Origin of the sequence: Auraticoccus monumenti (genome assembly GCF_900101785.1) — a bacterium.
GTDB lineage: Bacteria > Actinomycetota > Actinomycetes > Propionibacteriales > Propionibacteriaceae > Auraticoccus > Auraticoccus monumenti.
The window spans coordinates 370,845-390,225 of sequence record NZ_LT629688.1 but is presented as its reverse complement, the minus strand read 5'-3'; the positions used below and the strand labels follow the sequence as shown (position 1 = coordinate 390,225).

Below are 19,381 nucleotides of genomic sequence, written 5' to 3'. Positions count from 1 at the left end.
TCCTGACCTGGTCGCTCCGACAGCGCCCTCCACGACGGCTGTACCCCGACCGGCGGAGCGCACCCCGTCGGTCCGCGACGACGTCGCCCCGCGGGCGAAAGCCGTGTCACGGGGTCGGGCGTCCTCCACCCGCGTGCCCGGCTCCGCAGCGCCACCGGGAGCCCCGCTCCCTCCTAGGCTGCGGAGATGCACCTGGATCCCGCCGCCCTCTCCACCCTGGCCGTCGTGCTGCGGCTGGGCAGCCTCGACGCGGCCGCCCAGGAGCTGCACCTGACGCCGTCGGCGGTGAGCCAGCGGCTCAGGGCCCTGGAGAACCGGGTGGGCCAGGTGCTGGTGCGGCGCAGCCGGCCCGTCCAGCCGACCGAGGGTGGTGAGGTCCTGCTCCGGCTGGCCGCGCAGATCGAGCTGCTCCAGGCCGAGGCGCTGACCGAGCTGCACGCCGGCTCAGACCCGTCCGCGCCGCCGACGCAGCTGGCGGTCGCGGTCAACGCCGACTCGCTGGCGACCTGGTTCCTGCCGGTGGTGGCCGACGTGCAGACGACCCAGCACGTGGTGCTGGAGCTGCTCCGCGACGACGAGCGGCACTCCGCGGAACTCCTCCGCCAGGGCCGGGTGATCGGGGCCGTCACCTCCGAGCCGCGACCCATCCAGGGCTGCCGCACGGTGCCCCTCGGCTCGCTGCGCTACCAGGCCGTCGCGGCCCCCGGGTGGGTCGAGCGCTGGGGGAGCGGGACGGCGGTCGACCTCGGGCGTGCCCCGGTGCTGGTCTTCGACCGCCGGGACACCCTGCAGCACACGATGCTGAGCGCCCTCGGCTGGGACGGCGCGCCCCCGCCGGCGACCAGCGTCCCCTCCTCGTGGGACTTCGACCGGGCGGTGCGGCTGGGCATCGGCTGGGGGATGCTGCCCGAGCCGACCATCACCCAGGCCCTGGACGCCGGTGAGCTGGTCGCGCTGTGGCCCGGACGGGGACACGTGGACGTCGCCCTCTCCTGGCAGCACTGGCGGCTCGAGTCCGCGACCACGACCGCCCTGACGACGGCCGTCGTGGCCCGGGCGGCCGAGGTCCTCCGCCCGCCGGACCCAGTCGCGTCGGCCCGGCCTGGTCCCTAGGCGGTCAGCGAGCCGAGGTAGCGGGCCAGCGTGCGGGGACCGGAGCGCGGGGCCACGGCCTCGACGGCGGCGTTGTAGTTGGTGTTGGTGTTCACGTCGTAGGTGAGCACGCGTCCGTCGGCGGCCTCGATGAACTCGATGCCGCAGACCTCCAGCCCGGTCCGGCGGGCGAAGGCCTGGTAGCGGGCCACCAGCGCGGGGTCGACGTCCTCGCGGAGGGTGAAGAGCTGCTGGTCCGGCTCGGGGGCCAGGGTGGCCCCGGGTGGCAGCAGCGGGCGTCCGGTGGCCGGGTCGATCGCGCAGGCGTCGGCCGGGCACAGCTGGAAGCCGCCGTGGGCGGTGTCGGCGTCGATGGCGTAGACCAGCTCACCGGCCACCAGCTCCACCCGGGTGATCCGCGGCTCCGCGGCCTGCACAAACTCCTGGACCAGGGTGATGCCGTCGACGGGCTCCTCCGACTCCGGCCCGGCCAGGTGCTCGGCGAGCTCCTCGACGTCCTCGAAGCGGCGCACCCCGAGCCCCTTGCCGCCCTGGTTGTGCTTGGTCACGAAGGGCCCGGGGACCGAGCGAGCGGCGGCCAGCACCTGCTCGCGCCCGACCGCGGCCACCGTGCGCGGGGTGTCGATCCCCGCGGCGCGGAGCGCGGTGAGCTGGTCGACCTTGCTCATCTCCAGCTCCAGCACCCGGCGGCCGTTGACGGTGCGGCGCCCGTGCGCCTCCAGCCAGGAGAGCACCGCCCGGGTGTGGTCCTTGGACAACCCGTGGCCCCGGGTGTGGGAGGAGGCGCTCATCCGGGACCAGAAGACGCCGTCCGGTGGTGCCTGGTCCAGGTCGAGGACTCCCTGGGTCAGCACCCACTCCGTCACCGGGACGCCCTCGGCGGCGAAGGCGTCGGCGAACGGGGGCCACCACTCGGGGTTCTCGTGCAGGGCGTAGACCATGGGTGCGCTCACGGATAGGACAAGGTGCCGGCCCGGTGCCGGTATTCCACCGCCGGGAGGACGCGCGGCGCCGCCGGCTCGGTCAGGCCCGGCCGGGCGGTGGCCCGTAGCCGACCGGGGCGGCCGCTGGGCCGCGGACGGCGCGGAACCAGTCGCTGGACGGCTTGAGCCACAGCAGCACGACGGCACCCAGGGCGACCGCCATGGTGAGCACGAGGACCACCTTGCTCAGCACCGGGGAGGGCTGGCTCAGGCTGTACAGGGCGTTGAGGAGGAAGATCCCGGCCAGCACGGTGGCGAGGATCCGCGACCAGCCCGCACCGCGCCCGCAGAAGACCGCGTTGAGGATCCACAGCGCCGTCCCCACCAGACCGCTCAGCGCGGCGACGACCAGACCGATGGTGACGGAGGCCTGCACCATCTCCGGGGTGGCCTCCACCCCCTGCCTGGCCAGCTGGTCGGCCACCATGTCCCGCATCTGGCCCATCACGGCCAGGGCGGTCAGCAGGCTGACCACGCTGAGGGCGGCACCGACCCACATCAGGAGGACGGCGAAGCGGACCGTGGCCGGCCTGGCCGGCCTGGTGCCGGTGGGCCCCGGCTGACCCGGAGGGTACGGACCCGGGGCGGCGGGTCCGGACGGGGAGGGGCCGGGCGCGGCCTGGTTCCACGGGTACTGCCCCGGTGCCCCCTGACCCGACGGGTCGGCGCCCGGTCGTGCCGGGTCACCCTGGGCGTGCGGACCTGGTGTGGCGCTCATCATCGCTCCTGTCGGGCCGTGGTGCTGCCACGCTAGACCCGCGGCGGTCCACCAGCGGCGGGCGCCACGCGACCTCCTCGCCACGCCGGACCCGTGGTGGGCCGGGCCCCGGCCGCCAGTGGGGTGGGCCGGACGGCGTCCGGTGCGAAGGTCTCCGTCACGGGCCCGCAGTCTCCTGCGCCGGGACGGGACCGCGGTGCGAGACTGCGAGCATGACGTCGACGTCCCGCCGCAGGGCCCGGCTGGCCGCGGCCCTCCCGGCCGCCGCCCTGGCCGGGGTGGCCGTGCACGACCTCGTCCAGCGACGTCACGCGGTGCTGCGCAACTTCCCGGTGCTCGGCCGGGCCCGCTACCTGCTGGAGAAGATCGGCCCGGAGCTGCGCCAGTACATCGTGGCCGGCAACGACGAGGAGCGGCCCTTCAGCCGCGACCAGCGGCGCTGGGTCTACAGCTCGGCCAAGCTGGAGAACAACTACTTCGGATTCGGCACCGACAACGACGTCGAGCACGGCACCGGCTGGCCGGTCATCCTGCACCGCACCTTCCCCGACCCGGTGCCGGTCACCGCGCACCACGAGGACGACCGGGCCCCGCTGCCCTCGGCCAAGGTGCTCGGCGGGCCGCGCGGGCGGCGGCACGCCTTCCGGCCGGAGTCGGTGGTCAACATCTCCGCGATGAGCTTCGGGTCGCTGTCGGGGGCCGCCGTGCGGGCGATGAACGCCGGCGCCGCGCTGGCCGGGAGCCTGCACAACACCGGCGAGGGCGGCCTGTCCGAGCACCACCGCCAGGGCGGGGGTCTGGTGCTGCAGATCGGCACCGGCTACTTCGGCTGCCGCGACGCCGACGGCCGCCTCGACCTGGACGCCCTCACCCGTGTGGTGGAGAGCGCTCCGGTCCGCGCGATCGAGATCAAGCTGAGCCAGGGTGCCAAGCCCGGGCTGGGCGGCGTCCTCCCCGCGGCCAAGGTCACCCCTGAGATCGCCGCCATCCGCGGCATCCCGCTCGGTCAGGACTGCGTCAGCCCGTCACGGCACAGCGCCTTCGGCGACGTCGACCAGATGCTCGACGTGGTCGAGGAGATGGCCGCGCGGACCGGGCTGCCCGTGGGCGTGAAGTCCGCGGTGGGGGAGATGTCGTTCTGGCACCGGCTGGTGGAGCTGATGGCCGACGGGCAGCGCGGGGTCGACTTCGTCACCGTCGACGGCGGCGAGGGCGGCACGGGTGCGGCCCCGCTGATCTTCAGCGACTCGGTGGCCCTGCCCTTCCGCGCCGGGTTCGCACGGGTGCAGGCGGTCTTCACCGAGGCCGGTCTGGCCGAGCGCGTCACCTTCATCGGCGCCGGCAAGCTGGGGCTGCCCGACAACGCCCTGGTCGCCTTCGCCCTCGGGGCGGACATGGTCAACGTGGGCCGTGAGGCGATGCTGGCCGTCGGCTGCATCCAGGCCCAGAAGTGCCACACCGACACCTGTCCCACCGGGGTGGCCACCCAGAGCCGCTGGCTGCAGCGCGGTCTGGACCCCGAGCTCAAGTCGGTGCGGCTGGCCAACTACGTCCGCACCCTGCGCCGGGACCTGCTCAAGGTCTCCCACGCCTGCGGGGTCGCGCACCCGGGTCTGATCACCACCGACCTGATCGAGCTGATGGACGGCCCGCTCAGCAGCACCAGCCTCACCCGGAGCGCCGGTTACCGACCCGGGTGGGGGCTGCCCTCGGCGGCCGACCGCGCCGAGATCGTCCGGTTGATGACCCGCCTCGGCGAGGAGCCCGAGCACCGGGCCCAGGGCTCGGAGCCGGTGGACAGCCAGCGCACCGGTCTCGGCGACTGAACCCGGGGGCCACGAGGGCTCCCGGCCGCCCGGTGCGAGGATCGGAGGACCGCGGCGTGAGGTCGCGCCCCGCACCGCCCGGAGGAGGAGAGATGACCGCACTCCCGTTCGACGTCCCCACCGACCTGTTCATCGGGGGGAGCTGGCGACCCGCCACCGGCGGACGCACCGTCGACGTCACCGACCCCGCCGACGGCGCGGTGCTGGCCACCGTCGCCGACGCCACCGCCGAGGACGCCGTCGCCGCCCTCGACGCGGCCGCCGCCGCCCAGCAGGACTGGGCCGCCACCGCACCACGGGAGCGCTCCGACGTCCTCCGCGCCGCCTTCGACGCCATCACCGCGCGCGCCGACGACTTCGCCCGGCTGATGACCCTGGAGATGGGGAAGCCGCTGGCGGAGTCCCTCGGTGAGGTGACCTACGGCGCGGAGTTCCTGCGCTGGTTCAGCGAGGAGGCGGTGCGGGTCGGTGGGCGGCACGGCGTGCGTCCCGAGGGGGGTGCCGAGATGGTGGTGCGACCCCACCCGGTGGGGCCGTGCCTGCTGATCACGCCCTGGAACTTCCCGCTGGCCATGGCCACCCGCAAGCTCGGTCCGGCCCTGGCCGCCGGCTGCACGGTGGTGCTCAAGCCGGCGACGCTCACCCCGCTGACCACGCTGGCCGCGGTCCGGGTGCTGGAGCAGGCCGGTCTGCCGGCGGGGGTGGTGAACGTGCTGACCACCACCGACGCCGCCGCGGTCACCGAGCCCCTGATGGCCGACCGGCGGCTCCGCAAGGTCAGCTTCACCGGCTCCACACCCGTCGGGCGCACGCTGCTCGGCCAGGCCGCCGCGAACGTGCTGCGGACCTCGATGGAGCTGGGCGGCAACGCACCGTTCCTGGTCTTCGACGACGCCGACCTCGACACCGCCGTGACCGCCGCGATGCAGGCCAAGTTCCGCAACGTCGGCCAGGCCTGCACCGCGGCCAACCGCTTCCTGGTCCAGCGGGGGATCGCCGACCGGCTGGTGGAGCGGCTCACGGCGGCCGTGGACGACCTGGTGGTCGGGAGGGGCACCGACGAGGGGGTCACCATCGGGCCGCTGGTCAGCGACGGCGCCGTGGCCAAGTGCGTCGAGCTGGTGCAGGACGCCGTCCGGCGCGGCGCCACCCTGGTGCGGGGCGGCCGGGCCCTGGACGGCCCCGGCCACTTCCTGGAGCCGGCGCTGCTCACCGACGTCCCCGCCGACGCCCGGATCTGCTCGGAGGAGGTGTTCGGCCCGGTGCTGGCCATCACCGTCTTCGACACCGAGGACGAGGCGGTCGCCCTGGCCGACGACACCGAGTTCGGGCTCGCCTCCTACGTCTGCACCTCCGACCTCACCCGGGCCCGGCGGGTGGTGGACCGGCTGGAGGTGGGGATGGCGGCGGTCAACCTCGGGGTGCTCTCCAACGCGGCCGCCCCTTTCGGCGGGGTCAAGCAGTCCGGGCTCGGCCGCGAGGGTGGCAGCGAGGGCATCGCGGAGTACCAGTCGCTGCGCTACACGCTGAGCCCGCTCTGACCTCTAGGCGGGCTGCAGCACGTGCAGGCCGAGGTCGTCGCTGAGCGCCTCGCAGGCCAGCACCCCGCGCACGCTGTTGCCGGTCGGGTCGATCGGCGGGCTGTACACGCCGAGCCCCAGCCGACGGGGGACGGCCGCGACCAGGCTGCCCGAGACCCCCGACTTGGCCGGGAAGCCGACGCGCTGCAGCCACCGGCCCGAGCCGTCGTACATGCCGCAGGTGGCCATCACCGACATCGTGTCGCGGGCCACCTGCTCGCTGACCACCCGCCGACCGGTCACCGGGTTGCGGCCGCCGAGGGCCAGGGTGGCGCCCATCACCGCGAGCGAGACGGTGCTGACCTGCACGGCGCAGGCGTCGGCGTAGACGCCGACGGCCTCGTCGACGTCCATGGTCAGCTGGCCCTCGGAGCGCATCAGGTGGCCCAGCGCGTGGTTGCGGTCCCCCAGCAGCTGCTCGGAGCGGCTGACGGTGGTGTCGTGGGCCAGCTCGGTGCCGGCGAAGGCCGACAGCCCGGCCAGCACCCGTGCCGACTTGGCCGCGCGGTCGTCCCCGGTGACCAGGGTCGCGGTCAGCAGCGCACCCGCGTTGACCAGCGGGTTGGCCGGGCGGCCCGTCCCGCTCTCGAGGTGGATGGCGTCGAAGGCCTCGCCGGTGGGTTCGCTGCCCACCGCCTCGGCGACCCGGTCGCGGTCGTCGGTCAGCGCCAGGGCGTAGACGAAGGGCTTGACCGCCGACTGCAGCGAGAACACGACGTCGCTGTCCCCGGCCTCGACGACGCGGCCCCCGGGGGTCACCACGGCCAGACCCACGACGTCGGGGTCGGCCGAGGCGAGCTCGGGGATGCTGTCGTCGACCTCACCGCCGCGCTGCTGCACCAGCCGGGCGTGCAGGCCCGCCAGGTCGTAGTCGAGGACGGGGTCGGCGGCAGCGGTCATCCGGCCAGTCAACCAGCCGGGTCAGTCGAGGTCGGCGCAGGCGAGGTGCGGCGACACCCGCTCCCACCGGCGCTCACCGGGGCGGGTGCTCTCAGCCAGCGTCTCCTGCAGGGCGCAGTAGGAGGGCTTGCGCTCGTAGTCGTCCTCCATGATCAGCGCGTCGCCCTGACCGGGGAAGGTGCCCGGTACCCAGGAGTGCTGGTCGAGCACACCCCACACGGTGAAGGACCGGCAGCCGTCGACACCGAGGCAGGCCTCGAGCGCCTGGGAGTACCAGTCGGCCTGGCGCTGGCGCAGCTCGGGGCTGAGCTGGCCGTCCGCGCCCACGGGGCCACGGACGTCGAGCTCGGTCACCGCGGTGGCCAGCCCCAGGTCGTCGAAACGCTGCAGGTTGGCCTGCATCCGGCCGTCGAAGCCGTACTGCAGCCCCAGGTGGGCCTGGACGCCGAAGCCGTGCACCGGGACGCCGTCGGCGAGCAGCTCCTGGACCAGCGCGTAGTAGGCGTCGGCCTTGGCGTTGGGGCCCTCGACGTTGTAGTCGTTGAGGAACAGCCGGGCCTCCGGGTCGGCGGCGTGGGTCCAGCGGAAGACGTCGGCGACGATGCCGGGACCGAGCTCTCGGATCCAGATGTTGTCCTCGGTGCGCAGGGCGCCGCTGTCGTCGAAGATCTCGTTGGCCACGTCCCACTGCTGGATGCGTCCGGCGTAGCGACCGACCACGGTGTCCACGTGGTCCTTGAGGATGGCGCGGAGCTCCTCGGGGCTGTGGTCGCCCTCCTCCAGCCACCCGGGGTTCTGGCTGTGCCAGAACAGGGTGTGCCCCCGCACGACCTGCTGGTTCTCCTCGGCGAAGGCGACGATGGCGTCCGCCTGGGCGAAGTCGTAGCGGTCGGGCTCGGGGTGGATGTAGTTCCACTTCATCTGGTTCTCCGGGGTGAGCGAGCTGAACTGCTCGGCCAGCACGGCGCGGTAGGTGGGGTCGTTGGGGAAGGGCTCGGGGTAGTCGGCGGTGGTGTGGTGACCACCGCCGGCCACGGCGCTGCCGATCTCGACCTTGCGTGGCGCCCAGTCGCGCAGCGTGTCCAGCCGGCTGGCCTTCTCGGCGGCGGGGCGGGCCTCGGCGGGTGCGGCGGTGGTGCCCACCACGGCGGTGGCCAGGAGGCCCAGGGCCATGGCGGAGCCGACGAGCCGGCGGAGGGGACGGAGGTGGGACAGGTGCATGAGATCTCCCGAGGGTGGTCGGGGGCCCGCGTGCGTGGACTCCCCATCGAGTCGTGCAGGTGGCGACACTTTCGAACGACGGCCGAAACTGTCTGGTGAGACGGAGCGTAAGCAGCACCGGTCGGCCGGTCAAGAGTCGAGCACGATGAGCGTAGTAGGCGAAGGGGTGCCGAAAGTTGCGAGCCGTACTCACGAATGCGGGTCCTGCGTCAGGCGGTCGCGGCGTCCGGATCGGTGGCACTCCGGCAGACTGCGGGTCGTGAGCACCGACACCGCCGCAGAGCCCGACACCTCGTTCTCCCAGCGCCTGTGGCGCGAGGGCGAGCCGACCTACCGGCAGATCCTGACCCACCCGTTCCTGCTCGGCCTGGCCGACGGGACCCTGCCCCGCGAGGCCTTCCGCTACTTCGTCGTCCAGGACAGCCACTACCTGCGGGCCTACTCCCGCTGCCTGGCCCTGGTCGCCGGCCGGTCCCCCGTGGAGGACGCGGTCCGCACCTTCGCCCTGCACGCCGCGAACGCCGTCGACGTCGAGCGCGAGCTGCACGCGTCGCTGCTGGGGGAGCTCGGCATCACCGAGGCCGACGTGGAGGACGCCGGGGTGGCGCCGACGACGCTGGCCTACACCTCCTACCTGACCTCGGTCTGCGCCACCGGCTCCTGGGCCGAGGGGGTCGCGGCGGTGCTGCCCTGCTACTGGGTCTACCGCGAGGTCGGGCGCACGCTGGTGGAGCGCTCCTCGCCCGACCCGCTGTACGCCCGGTGGATCGCGACCTACGGCTCACCGGAGTTCGACGCCGTCGTCGACCAGGTGCTCACCGTCACCGACGCCCTCGACGTCTCGGCCACGGAGCAGGCGCGGTGCCGGGAGCACTTCGCGGTCACGACCCGCTACGAGTGGATGTTCTGGGACGCCGCCTGGCGGCAGTACGCCTGGCCGGTCTGACCACGCGTGTCCGGCGGTCCATGACCGGTGGTCGGCCGGTCAGGGGCGTCCCTGGTGCCACGGTCGCCCTCCTCGGGGGACCGTAGGGACCGTGGTAGGGGTCGGAACCAGACCTTGCACCGATGTGCGCGCGGCCGTCCCGGCGTTGGATGGAGCCATGGACATCACACAGATCCTCCTCACCGTCGGGGCGGTCCTCGGCATCCTCGTCGTGGCCGCCATGGCCATCCTCCCCACGATCATCGAGGCGGAGTCGCACAACCCGCACTCCTGACCCGGCCCCGCCTCCCGCCAGCACCCGGCTCGTCCGGGCGGTTCGATACGCTCGCAGTCGAGCCGTCCACCGCACGAGAGGCAAGTGAGCCAGTCATGGCGAAGATCATCTACACCAAGACCGACGAGGCGCCGCTGCTGGCGACGTACTCCCTCAAGCCGATCATCGAGGCCTTCACCTCCGCGGCCGGCGTGGACGTCGAGACGCGCGACATCTCCCTGGCCGGGCGCATCATCAGCCAGTTCGGGGACCGTCTGACGCCCGAGCAGCAGCTGCCCGACGCACTGGCCGAGCTGGGCCAGCTGGCCACCACGCCCGAGGCCAACATCATCAAGCTGCCCAACATCTCCGCCTCGGTGCCGCAGCTGAAGGCCGCCGTCGCCGAGCTGCAGTCCCAGGGCTTCGACCTGCCGGACTACCCCGAGAACCCGACCACCGACGAGGAGCGCGACGCCCGCGCCCGCTACGACAAGGTCAAGGGCAGCGCGGTCAACCCGGTGCTGCGCGAGGGGAACTCCGACCGCCGCGCCCCCGCCGCCGTCAAGGGCTACGCGCGTTCCTTCCCGCACTCGATGGGTGCCTGGTCCCCGGACTCGAAGACCGAGGTGGCCACCATGTCCACCGGCGACTTCGCCTCCAACGAGACCTCCGTCGTGCTCGAGGCCGACGACACCCTCACGATCCAGCTGGTCGGCGCCGACGGCGGCACCACCGTGCTGAAGGAGTCGATCCCGGTGCTGGCCGGTGAGGTCGTCGACGCCACCTTCATGGACGTCGCGGCCCTGCGCACCTTCCTCGACGAGCAGGTGCAGCGCGCGGCCGACGCGGACGTGCTGTTCTCCCTGCACCTCAAGGCCACGATGATGAAGGTCTCGGACCCGATCATCTTCGGCCACGCCGTCGAGGTGTTCTTCGCCGACGTCTTCGCCCGGTACGGCGAGCAGCTGGCCGCGGCCGGGCTCACCGCCGACAACGGCCTCGCGGGCATCCTCAGCGGTCTGGACGCCCTCCCCGCCGACGTCCGCGACGAGGTCCGCTCCGCCTTCGAGGCCCGTCTGGCCGAGGCGCCGCGGCTGTCGATGGTCAACTCCGACCGCGGCATCACCAACCTGCACGTCCCCAGCGACGTCATCATCGACGCCTCGATGCCGGCGATGATCCGCAACGGCGGCAAGCTGTGGGGCCCGCAGGGCGAGGAGTCCGACACCCTGGCCGTCATCCCCGACCACTCCTACGCCGGCATCTACCAGGCCGTGATCGACGACTGCCGGACCAACGGCGCCTACGACCCGACGACCATGGGCTCGGTGCCCAACGTCGGTCTGATGGCGCAGAAGGCCGAGGAGTACGGCAGCCACGACAAGACCTTCGAGCTGGCCGGGGCCGGCACCGTGCAGGTCGTCGACTCCTCCGGTGCGGTGCTGCTGGAGCACCAGGTGCAGGCCGGTGACATCTGGCGCGCCTGCCAGACCAAGGACGCCGCCATCCGCGACTGGGTCAAGCTGGCCGTCGAGCGCGCCCGCATCACCGGGGCCCCCGCGGTCTTCTGGCTGGACCGCGAGCGGGCCCACGACGCCAACCTGATCAGCAAGGTCCAGGAGTACCTCGGCGAGCACGACACCGACGGGCTGCAGATCGAGATCATGAGCCCGGACGAGGCCACCACGTTCTCGGTCGAGCGGATCCGCCGCGGCGAGGACACCATCTCCGTCACCGGCAACGTGCTCCGCGACTACAACACCGACCTGTTCCCGATCCTCGAGGTCGGCACCAGCGCCAAGATGCTGTCGGTGGTCCCGCTGATGAACGGCGGCGGCCTCTTCGAGACCGGCGCCGGCGGCTCGGCCCCCAAGCACGTCCAGCAGCTGCAGAAGGAGAACTACCTGCGCTGGGACAGCCTGGGTGAGTTCCTGGCCCTGGCCGAGAGCCTGCGCCACCTGGCCCGCAAGGACGACAACGCCCGCGCTGCCGTGCTGGCCGAGACGCTGGACCGGGCCACGGAGAAGGTCCTCACCGAGGGCCGCTCGCCCGCCCGCCGGCTGGGCCAGATCGACAACCGGGGCAGCCACTTCTACCTGGCCCTCTACTGGGCCCAGGGGTTGGCCGGCCAGAGCGAGGACCCGGAGCTGGCCAGCAGGTTCGCCGCGGTGGCCCAGGCGCTGGCCGAGAACGAGCAGACCATCAGCCAGGAGCTGCTGGACGCCCAGGGCTCCCCGGCCGACATCGGCGGCTACTTCCGTCCCGACGACGCGAAGGCCACCCAGGTGATGCGTCCGTCGGCCACCTTCAACCAGGTGATCGACAGCCTGCGCTGAACCCCGGCACCACGCGACGACGGGCCGCCCTGCAGCTGCAGGGCGGCCCGTCGTGGTCCCGGGTGCGGGTGGGGCTCAGGTGAGGCTGCGGCGCCGGCGGAGCTCCTTGCCGGCGAAGACGCCGACCTGGCGCGTGGTGGCGGCGTCGACCACGGCACCGACGCCACCGCCGACCAGCGGGATCCGCTTGGTCAGCAGCAGCGCGCCGTTGGTGCCGCCCACCCGGGCGGCCATCTCGCGGACGACCCGCTCGGCCACGCGGCGGTCCAGGTCGGGGTCGAAGACGGGGGCGGTGGCCACGGCCATCGGGGTGGAGGGCAGCAGCCCCTTCTCGATCAGGCGGACGACCTGGTCACCGCCCAGCAGGCACATCATCATCCCGGTGCGGACCCGCGGGTCGTCGATGTCGTAGCCGCGCAGGTGCGCGATCGCCCCGACCATGCGGATCTGCAGCACCGACAACCCGGCCAGGTTGCCGGGGATGGAGACGATGCTGGCCAGCACCCCGCCCACGTTGGACATGAAGCCCTGGGCCGAGGACAGCGCCACGTGGTTGAGCACCAGCGCGTCGATGGCCGCGTCGACCGATCCGTGCTTCTGCAGCTGCTTGACCGCGACGGCCTTGGCGCCGGGCAGCTGGGCGAAGCCGTCGATGCCGAGCTCGAGCAGCACCCGCATCGCGCCACCGGCCGCCTGGGGGGCGTTGCGGGCGGCTGGGACCAGGTTGCGGGCGAAGTCGCCGACTCCCATGTGTTCTCCTCTGCTCGGGCGGGTCCAGCCTACGCAGCCGCCGGTCCCCGCACCCACGGTGGCGACCCTGAGCAGCCCCTGGTCCCGCGCGGCTCCCCGGTGCCGGCGGATCGGGCAGGATGGGCGGCATGGAGCTCTCCGCCTTCGGGGACGCCGAGGTCTGGCCGAGGCAGGACCTGATCGGGGTGTCCTCCCAGCTGGACGAGGCGCTGGTGCTCGAGGCCTACGTCCGCGGGGTGTTCCCGATGCCGCTGGAGGACGGGGTGGTCGGCTGGTTCGCCCCGATGGAGCGGGGCGTGCTGCCGCTGACCGGGCTGCGGGTGACCCGCTCCATGCGCCAGAGCGCCAAGCGCTACCGCACCACGGTCGACGCCGACTTCGACGCCGTGATCCACCGCTGCGCCGACCCGGCCCGCGACTTCGGCTGGATCGACGACCGGATCATCGAGGTCTACACCTCCCTGCACCGCGCCGGGGTGGCGCACTCGGTGGAGGTCTGGGACGCCGAGGAGCGGATGGTCGGCGGGCTCTACGGCATCGGCGTCGGCGGTCTCTTCGCCGGGGAGTCGATGTTCCACGACACCGAGCACGGCCGGGACGCCAGCAAGGTCGCGCTGATGAGCCTGGTCGGGCTGCTCTCCGCCGACGGGCGTCCCCGGCTGCTGGACGTCCAGTGGCGCACCCCGCACCTGGACTCCCTCGGCGTGGTCGGGGTCGACCGCCGCACCTACCAGCGGTGGCTGGCGCGGGCGCTGGAGCTGCCCGCACCGGACTGGCCGTCCTGATCGGGCCCCGTGTGATGATGTCGCCATGCCGGAGATGCCCGAGGTCGAGTCCCTGCGGCGGCACCTGGTCGAGCACTGCGTCGGCAAGGTCGTCGCCCGTGCCGAGCTGGCCGCCTTCAGCGCGTTGAAGACCTTCGACCCGCCGCTGTCGGCGCTGCAGGGGCTCGAGGTCACCGACGTCCAGCGCTTCGGGAAGTTCCTCGCCCTGGACGCCGACGGCGTCTGGCTGGTGTTCCACCTGGCCCGCGCGGGCTGGCTGCGCTGGCGGGAGAACATCCCGCCCGCGCCGGCCCGGCCCGGCAAGGGGCCGCTCGCGCTGCGGGTGGTGCTGGACGACGACTCCGGCTTCGACCTGACCGAGGCCGGCACCCAGCGCAAGCTGGCCGTCTACGTCGTCGGCTCGCCGCAGGACGTCCCCCACATCGCCACGCTGGGGCCGGACCCGATGGAGGACGCCTTCGGTCGTCCCGAGCTGGACGCCGTGCTGGAGCGGGCCGGCCGCGCCCAGCTCAAGGGCGTGCTGCGGGACCAGCGCGTGCTGGCCGGGATCGGCAACGCCTACTCCGACGAGATCCTGCACGCCGCCCGGATGAGCCCGTTCAAGCCGGCCTCGAGCCTCGACGACGCCGAGCGCGACGTGCTGCTGGCTGCCGTCAAGGGCGAGCTGGGGGAGGCGATCGAGCGCTCGAAGGGACGTCCGGCCTCGGAGCTGAAGGACCAGAAGCGCTCCGGGATGGCCGTCCACGGCCGGGCGGGTGAGGTCTGCCCGGTCTGCGGAGACACCGTGGCCGAGGTCAGCTTCGCCGACAGCTCGCTGCAGTACTGCCCCACCTGCCAGACCCAGGGCAAGAAGCTCGCCGACCGCCGGATGTCCCGCCTGCTCAAGTGAGCACCCGCTCAAGTGGGCACCCGGCCGGAGTCTGCCCCGACGGGCCGGCGGGTCAGCGCCCGCCGGGGTGGAGCGGGGTGCCGACCGGCCCGGCCGCGTGCGTCGCCGGCGGCTCGCCGAGGCTGTCGTAGAGCGAGACGAGGAACCCGGCCAGCATGAAGGCGGCGATGGCCGCCACCAGGGTCGAGGTGGACAGGGCCGGGATGAAGCGGCGGGCCCCGGTCACCGCAGCGGTGCTGGTGTGGTGCTCGTGGGTCAGGGCGTGCCCCTTCCCGCGGCGGAGCAGCGCCAGGTTCACCGGGTAGGCGGCCAGGAAGGCCACGCCCAGCGCCAGCGTCATCGCGAGCCAGAAGACGGGGTTGACCAGACCGGCGTCCATCGCCCCCGGGACGAGGGCCATCACCGTGTTGTCGACCAGCTCCATGGTGGCGATCGACAGGGTGTCGGCGGCGAGGACGACGCCGAGCGCCGTGCCCACCCCCAGGCCGGCCCGCAGCAGCGGCAGGGTGGACAGCGTGTAGCCGGCCAGGAAGGCCAGACCGACGGCCAGTGCGATCGTCCAGCCGGTCCCCAGACCGAGGGCGGTGCCGATCATCAGCCCGGCGATCTCACCGATGGCGCAACCGGTCAGGCAGTGCAGGGTGGCGCTCAGGGCCATCGACCGGGTCGCCGGGTGGGGTGTGCCGTGCGCGTGGTGGCCGTGGTCGTGCGCGGCCTCGTGCTGGTGGGTGTCGTGACCTGGCTGGCTCATGGCTACCTCGCTCGGTTGGGTTCCTGTCGGGACGGAACTATACCCCCCCGGGGTATATTCCGCAGCCCGTGGTCTCGTGCGCCGGTTCGTGGTAGGCCTGTGCCGTGATCATCAACGCCCGGACGGCTGCGGGGATCGCGGACGGGTCCGTCACCGTGCTCTTCCGTCGCTGGGAGGTGCCGAGGGTGCGCGTCGGCGGGAGCCAGGTGACCTCCGCCGGCGTGGTCTCCTTCGATGCCGTCGAGGAGGTCCCCGACGTCACCTCGATCCCCGAGGAGGACCTGGCGGCCGCCGGCCTGTCCAGCCGCGAGGAGCTGACCGCCCTGCTCGACCGTCGCCCCGGCCGGATCCACCGGGTCTCGGTCAGCCACGCCGGCCCCGACCCGCGGCTGGCGCTGCGGGACCAGCTGCCGGACGCCGCCGGGCTCGCCGACCTGGCGCGCCGGCTGACGCGGATGGACGCCGGTCCCAAGGGCGCCTGGGCGGTGCCGTCCCTGCGCTGGATCCGGAAGCATCCGGGGGTGGTCTCCACCGAGCTGGCCGTGCACCTGGACCGCGAGCGGTGGGGGCTCAAGACCGACATCCGGCGGCTCAAGGCGCTGGGGCTGACCATCAGCCTCGAGGTGGGCTACCGGTTGTCCCCCCGGGGCGAGGCCGTGGTCGCGCACCTGGACCGCACCACCTGAGCCGCCCGGTGGTCCGGTACCGGTCGGGACGTCAGTGGGTGGCCGCCCCGGTGATCGACGCGGTGAGCCGGCGGTCCACCCACGGCAGCCGGGCCGCCCGCAGCACCAGCCGGCGCAGCCACTGGTCCCGGCGGGTGCGCGGGACGAAGGCCGAGGCCGCTCGGCGTCCGGTGGCCTGCACCGGTTCCACCACCGAGCGCCAGGACGTCTCGTAGGCGGTCAGTGCCTCGTCGAGGTCGCGCCCACCCCCCAGCTGGCCCGCCAGCGCGGTCGCCCCGGCGATGGCCAGCGAGGCGCCCTGACCGGCCAGCAGGGACACCGCGTGGGCGGCATCACCCACCACCACGACCCGTCCCCGGCGCCACCGGGGGACCACCGACTGCGCCACCACGTCGAGGTAGACGTCGGGCGGGACGCGGTCGACGAGCTCCGCGGCCACGGGTCCGTGACGGACCAGCTCGCGACGGACCGCGGCCTGCGGGTCCGACGGCAGGTCCACCCCGCCGCGGGTGACGACGAAGGCCGACACCACGCCCGCACCGCCCGGTCGCTCGTCCGGGCGTCCGAGGTCGACGGCGAAGACGCCGACCTGGCCGTCGCGCACGTCGGTCAGGTGGACGTCCTCCCCGAGTCGTTCGGCCAGGTGGGGGGCGGTGCAGGTGAAGGCGGCGGTGTGGTAGCCGAGCGGGCGGAGGAACGACCCCTCCTCACCGAGGACCAGCCGGCGCACCCCCGAGTGGAGCCCGTCCGCCCCGAGCACCAGGTCCGCCGCCAGCACCGTGCCGTCGTCGAGCCCGACCCGGACCGGGGCCCCGGCACCCGGCTCCTGGTCGATCCGGGTGATGACCCGGCCGTGCCGCAGCACCACCTCCGGCGGGAGGGCCTCCCGCAGCACCTCCTCGATCTCGGGTCGCAGGATCGAGAAGTACCTCCCGCCGGTGGTCCGGAGGAAGGTGTCCAGACCGAGCTGCCCGGTCTGGCGTCCCCGGGCGTCGACGTAGCGGGCGGAGCGGTAGACCCGACCGCCGGCGCGCAGCGCCTCCAGCACGCCCAGCTCCTCGGCCGCCGCCCAGCCGGGGCCGAAGAAGTCGATCATGTAGCCGCCGCGGCGTGGGCCGGGAGCGACCTCCACCACGGTGACCTCCCAGCCCAGCCGGGTCAGGGCCAGCGCGTGCGAGAGGCCGGCGATGCCGGCGCCGCTGACGACCGCCCTCACCGTGCCCCTCCTGTCTCCCGGTCGGCGTGGGCCAGCACCGGCCCGAGCAGCCGGGGGAGGGCCCCCAGCGGCAGGCCCGGGTCCAGCCCCCGGTGCAGCGCCAGCCCGTCCAGCGCCGCCGCCAGCAGCGGTGCCAGGGTGGTCGCGGTGGTCGGTTCGACCCCCTGCTCCACCAGCCACCGGGTCAGCCCGCCGCGCAGCTCCACCAGCACACCCCGCAGCCGCTCGGCCACCGACTCGTCACGGGAGGCCGCGAGGTAGGTCTCGGCGAAGAGCAGGTGCATCGGGTGGTCCGGTGACAGCTCGGCGAGTGCGCCGACTCCGCGGTGCAGAGCCTGCTCCGGGCCGTCGGACCCCTGGAGCAGCGCCAGCCACTCCTGGACCATCGCCGCGATCGCCCCGGTGGCGGCCTCGGCGAGCAGCTCCTGCTGGGACCGGAAGTGGTAGTGCACCACCCCGGCCCGGACGCCGGCGCGGTCGGCCACCGCGCGGGTGCTCACCCGTCCCCACCCCACCTCGGCGATGAGCGCGGTGGCGGCCTCCAGCACCGCCGCCCTCGTCCTGCGTCCTCGTTCCTGCTGCACGTCGTCACGCTAGACGATGGTTGGACGAGCGTCCAAGTATCTGGGTCGAGCCGGGTGGGGACACGAAACAGCCCCCGGCGCCTGGCGGCTCCGGGGGCTGTGGGTGGGGCTGGGTCAGCGGATCTCGGGCGGCGGGGCCGTGCTGCGGGCACCCCACACGCTCTCGTCCTCCTCGAGCCAGGTGCCGTCGAGCTCGGTCTGCTCCTCCTCGTCCCGGTCACCCGCGCGACGCGCGGCCGCCGGGCCACCGGCCATGCCCTGACCGGCACCGCCGGCCCCGGCGCCGGTGCCACCCGCGCCCGAGGTGCCGGCGGTGCCGGTCCCCGCGCTACCGGTGCCGGGGCCGCCGGGACCCCCCACGCCGGCGGTGCCCGAACCGGGCATGCTGCCGTGCGCCCCGGCCGACAGCGAGGGCCGTCCACCGGCGAGGGAGAAGCTGGTACCGGGGGCGCCGCCGCCGGGCGTCGCCATCGGCAGGGCACCCAGCCCGCCGGGGCTCCCGGCCGGTGCGCCGGTGCTCATCGCCGGCAGACCGGACGGCGCTGCCGTCGTCACCGAGGGGGCGCCGATCGCGGTCACCCCGGCCGCGGACGTCCCGTCGGCGGCCACCGGCACCGCGCTCACCGGGGAGCCGCCGGACCCGCCGGGACCGCCGATCCCGCCGACCCCCGGGCCGGAGGGGCCGGTGCTGCCGGGCCCGAGGGGGCTGCCCGTCCCCGGTCCGCCGGGGCCGTCGGCACCAGGACCGCCGGGGCCGTCCGCACCCGGGCCGCCGGGGCCGTCCGCACCCGGGCCGCCGGGGCCACCGGGACCGGTCGGGGTGGGGCTGACCGGTGTGGTCGGGTCGCCCGGGACGGGACCGTCGGGACCGGTGGGTCCGTCCGGTCCGTCGGGACGGGGACCGTCAGGACCGTCGTGGCCGGGGCCGTCGGGCCCGGTGGGCCCGTCGGGTCCGCCTGTTCGCGGTCCGTCGGGGGAGGAGGGGCCGCCGGGGCCGGACGGGCTGCCGCCACCGCCGCCGGGGGTGCTCCCGCCACCGCCGGGCGGGGTGGGGGCGTGGTACTCGTCGCCGGAGGCGCTGTAGGTCTCCACCGGGGCGGGGGAGAAGGAGCGCAGCTCGGTGTCGATGCCCTGCGCGGCGGCGCGCACGTTGCTGCGCGGCCCGTCGTTGAGGCCCTCGGTCTCCATCATCTTGTCGAAACGGTGCTGGGAGTCGCTCACCGGCGTCCCCACCCGCGTGAACACCGTGGGGGCCGAGGTGAGCGGGTTCATCGCCTCGTTGAGCTCCCACTGCTCCTTGGGCACGGACTTCACCGGGGCGTCGTTGCCGCGCTTGATCTCGTACGGCGCGTTCGCCTTGGCCTTCTCGTAGTCCTCGTCCTCACCCTGGACGGCCTCCTCGATCTTGGAGAACAGACCCTGGTCGACCTCCTTCCGGGTGACGAACCAGGCGGTGTCGACGTCCCAGGGGACGTTGTTGCTGACCGCGGCGCTGTGGGCCTGGTTCACCGCGCGGATCAGCGGTTGGTACGCCCTGGCGTTGCGGCGCGCGACCTCGGCGAAGTCCCGGAGGGGCTCCACCAGGTCGCGGGTGATCATCGCGGCGTAGGCGCGGGCGCCGGCGCCGGTCCAGCCGCCCTCGGCCGTCAGCCCGGTGAGCTGGCGCTCCACCAGGTCGGCGACCTCGTCGGCCTGCCGGGCGGAGTCGCGCCAGTCGTCCTGGGAGCCCTCCAGGTCAGCCAGCTGGGTGGAGGCGATGAAGGCCATGTTCTGGCGCTGGGTGGCGCCGGCGTACTGGCCGCCACCGCCCCCGCCGTCGTGTGCGGCGTGCATGTGTCGTTCCT

17 protein-coding genes are annotated in these 19,381 nt (G+C 73.9%); 8 read left to right on the top strand and 9 right to left on the bottom strand.

Annotated elements, in window-relative coordinates:
- Nucleotides 1-186 precede the first annotated feature (186 nt).
- On the top strand, nucleotides 187-1,113 hold the full coding sequence (locus BLT52_RS01795; RefSeq protein ID WP_090590064.1) for a LysR family transcriptional regulator ArgP: 927 nt from the start codon (nucleotides 187-189) through the stop codon (nucleotides 1,111-1,113).
- Here the strand turns inward: BLT52_RS01795 and BLT52_RS01790 are convergent.
- Both BLT52_RS01790 and BLT52_RS01785 read right to left on the bottom strand, forming a co-directional pair.
- Nucleotides 1,110-2,066, bottom strand: coding sequence for an ATP-grasp domain-containing protein (locus BLT52_RS01790; RefSeq protein WP_197679153.1), 957 nt, complete (start codon nucleotides 2,064-2,066; stop codon nucleotides 1,110-1,112). The genes BLT52_RS01795 and BLT52_RS01790 overlap by 4 nt on opposite strands.
- A 70-nt stretch (nucleotides 2,067-2,136) precedes the next feature.
- The gene (locus tag BLT52_RS01785; protein WP_157676918.1) at nucleotides 2,137-2,814 is read right to left on the bottom strand and encodes a hypothetical protein; all 678 of its coding nucleotides are present in this window, start codon (nucleotides 2,812-2,814) and stop codon (nucleotides 2,137-2,139) included.
- A gap of 212 nt (nucleotides 2,815-3,026) precedes the next feature.
- Here BLT52_RS01785 and BLT52_RS01780 point away from each other — a divergent pair, with 212 nt between their 5' ends.
- Complete coding sequence (locus tag BLT52_RS01780) at nucleotides 3,027-4,640, top strand: FMN-binding glutamate synthase family protein (protein ID WP_090590058.1); 1,614 nt, start codon at nucleotides 3,027-3,029, stop codon at nucleotides 4,638-4,640.
- A 92-nt stretch (nucleotides 4,641-4,732) separates the two neighbouring features.
- Complete coding sequence (locus tag BLT52_RS01775) at nucleotides 4,733-6,181, top strand: NAD-dependent succinate-semialdehyde dehydrogenase (RefSeq protein WP_090590056.1); 1,449 nt, start codon at nucleotides 4,733-4,735, stop codon at nucleotides 6,179-6,181.
- A 3-nt stretch (nucleotides 6,182-6,184) separates the two neighbouring features.
- Here the strand turns inward: BLT52_RS01775 and glsA are convergent, their stop codons facing one another.
- Nucleotides 6,185-7,120 (bottom strand): glutaminase A, encoded by a 936-nt coding sequence (glsA, locus tag BLT52_RS01770; protein ID WP_090590054.1) that lies wholly within the window; start codon nucleotides 7,118-7,120, stop codon nucleotides 6,185-6,187.
- 21 nt (nucleotides 7,121-7,141) lie between these two features.
- Nucleotides 7,142-8,341, bottom strand: a complete 1,200-nt coding sequence (locus tag BLT52_RS01765) for an endo-1,4-beta-xylanase (RefSeq protein ID WP_090590052.1) — start codon at nucleotides 8,339-8,341, stop codon at nucleotides 7,142-7,144.
- A gap of 259 nt (nucleotides 8,342-8,600) precedes the next feature.
- Between BLT52_RS01765 and tenA the strand changes: the two genes are divergently transcribed.
- Both tenA and BLT52_RS01755 read left to right on the top strand, forming a co-directional pair.
- Nucleotides 8,601-9,287 carry a thiaminase II gene (gene tenA / locus BLT52_RS01760; RefSeq protein WP_231946450.1) on the top strand — a complete coding sequence of 229 codons (687 nt, stop codon included), beginning with the start codon at nucleotides 8,601-8,603 and terminating at the stop codon, nucleotides 9,285-9,287.
- Between the two features lie 369 nt (nucleotides 9,288-9,656).
- The gene (locus BLT52_RS01755; RefSeq protein WP_090590048.1) at nucleotides 9,657-11,876 is read left to right on the top strand and encodes an NADP-dependent isocitrate dehydrogenase; all 2,220 of its coding nucleotides are present in this window, start codon (nucleotides 9,657-9,659) and stop codon (nucleotides 11,874-11,876) included.
- Between the two features lie 75 nt (nucleotides 11,877-11,951).
- Here the strand turns inward: BLT52_RS01755 and BLT52_RS01750 are convergent, their stop codons facing one another.
- On the bottom strand, nucleotides 11,952-12,626 hold the full coding sequence (locus BLT52_RS01750) for an EcsC family protein (protein WP_090590045.1): 675 nt from the start codon (nucleotides 12,624-12,626) through the stop codon (nucleotides 11,952-11,954).
- Nucleotides 12,627-12,754: 128 nt separating this feature from the next.
- Between BLT52_RS01750 and aat the strand changes: the two genes are divergently transcribed.
- Nucleotides 12,755-13,411, top strand: coding sequence for a leucyl/phenylalanyl-tRNA--protein transferase (gene aat, locus BLT52_RS01745; RefSeq protein WP_090590044.1), 657 nt, complete (start codon nucleotides 12,755-12,757; stop codon nucleotides 13,409-13,411).
- A 25-nt stretch (nucleotides 13,412-13,436) separates the two neighbouring features.
- On the top strand, nucleotides 13,437-14,300 hold the full coding sequence (locus tag BLT52_RS01740) for an Fpg/Nei family DNA glycosylase (RefSeq protein ID WP_090590041.1): 864 nt from the start codon (nucleotides 13,437-13,439) through the stop codon (nucleotides 14,298-14,300).
- A gap of 52 nt (nucleotides 14,301-14,352) precedes the next feature.
- On the opposite strand, the gene BLT52_RS01735 is transcribed toward BLT52_RS01740, so the two are convergent.
- Complete coding sequence (locus tag BLT52_RS01735; protein WP_231946449.1) at nucleotides 14,353-15,051, bottom strand: DUF4396 domain-containing protein; 699 nt, start codon at nucleotides 15,049-15,051, stop codon at nucleotides 14,353-14,355.
- A 104-nt stretch (nucleotides 15,052-15,155) separates the two neighbouring features.
- Here BLT52_RS01735 and BLT52_RS01730 point away from each other — a divergent pair, with 104 nt between their 5' ends.
- On the top strand, nucleotides 15,156-15,737 hold the full coding sequence (locus BLT52_RS01730) for a hypothetical protein (protein WP_090590040.1): 582 nt from the start codon (nucleotides 15,156-15,158) through the stop codon (nucleotides 15,735-15,737).
- A 31-nt stretch (nucleotides 15,738-15,768) separates the two neighbouring features.
- Here BLT52_RS01730 and BLT52_RS01725 read toward each other — a convergent pair whose 3' ends face one another.
- The 3 genes from BLT52_RS01725 to BLT52_RS01715 form a co-directional block, all read right to left on the bottom strand.
- On the bottom strand, nucleotides 15,769-16,953 hold the full coding sequence (locus BLT52_RS01725; RefSeq protein ID WP_090590038.1) for an FAD-dependent monooxygenase: 1,185 nt from the start codon (nucleotides 16,951-16,953) through the stop codon (nucleotides 15,769-15,771).
- Nucleotides 16,950-17,537 carry a TetR/AcrR family transcriptional regulator gene (locus tag BLT52_RS01720; RefSeq protein ID WP_090590035.1) on the bottom strand — a complete coding sequence of 196 codons (588 nt, stop codon included), beginning with the start codon at nucleotides 17,535-17,537 and terminating at the stop codon, nucleotides 16,950-16,952. Before BLT52_RS01720 ends, BLT52_RS01725 begins: the two co-directional genes overlap by 4 nt.
- 114 nt (nucleotides 17,538-17,651) lie before the next feature.
- Nucleotides 17,652-19,370, bottom strand: coding sequence for a WXG100 family type VII secretion target (locus BLT52_RS01715; protein ID WP_090590033.1), 1,719 nt, complete (start codon nucleotides 19,368-19,370; stop codon nucleotides 17,652-17,654).
- Nucleotides 19,371-19,381 lie beyond the last annotated feature (11 nt).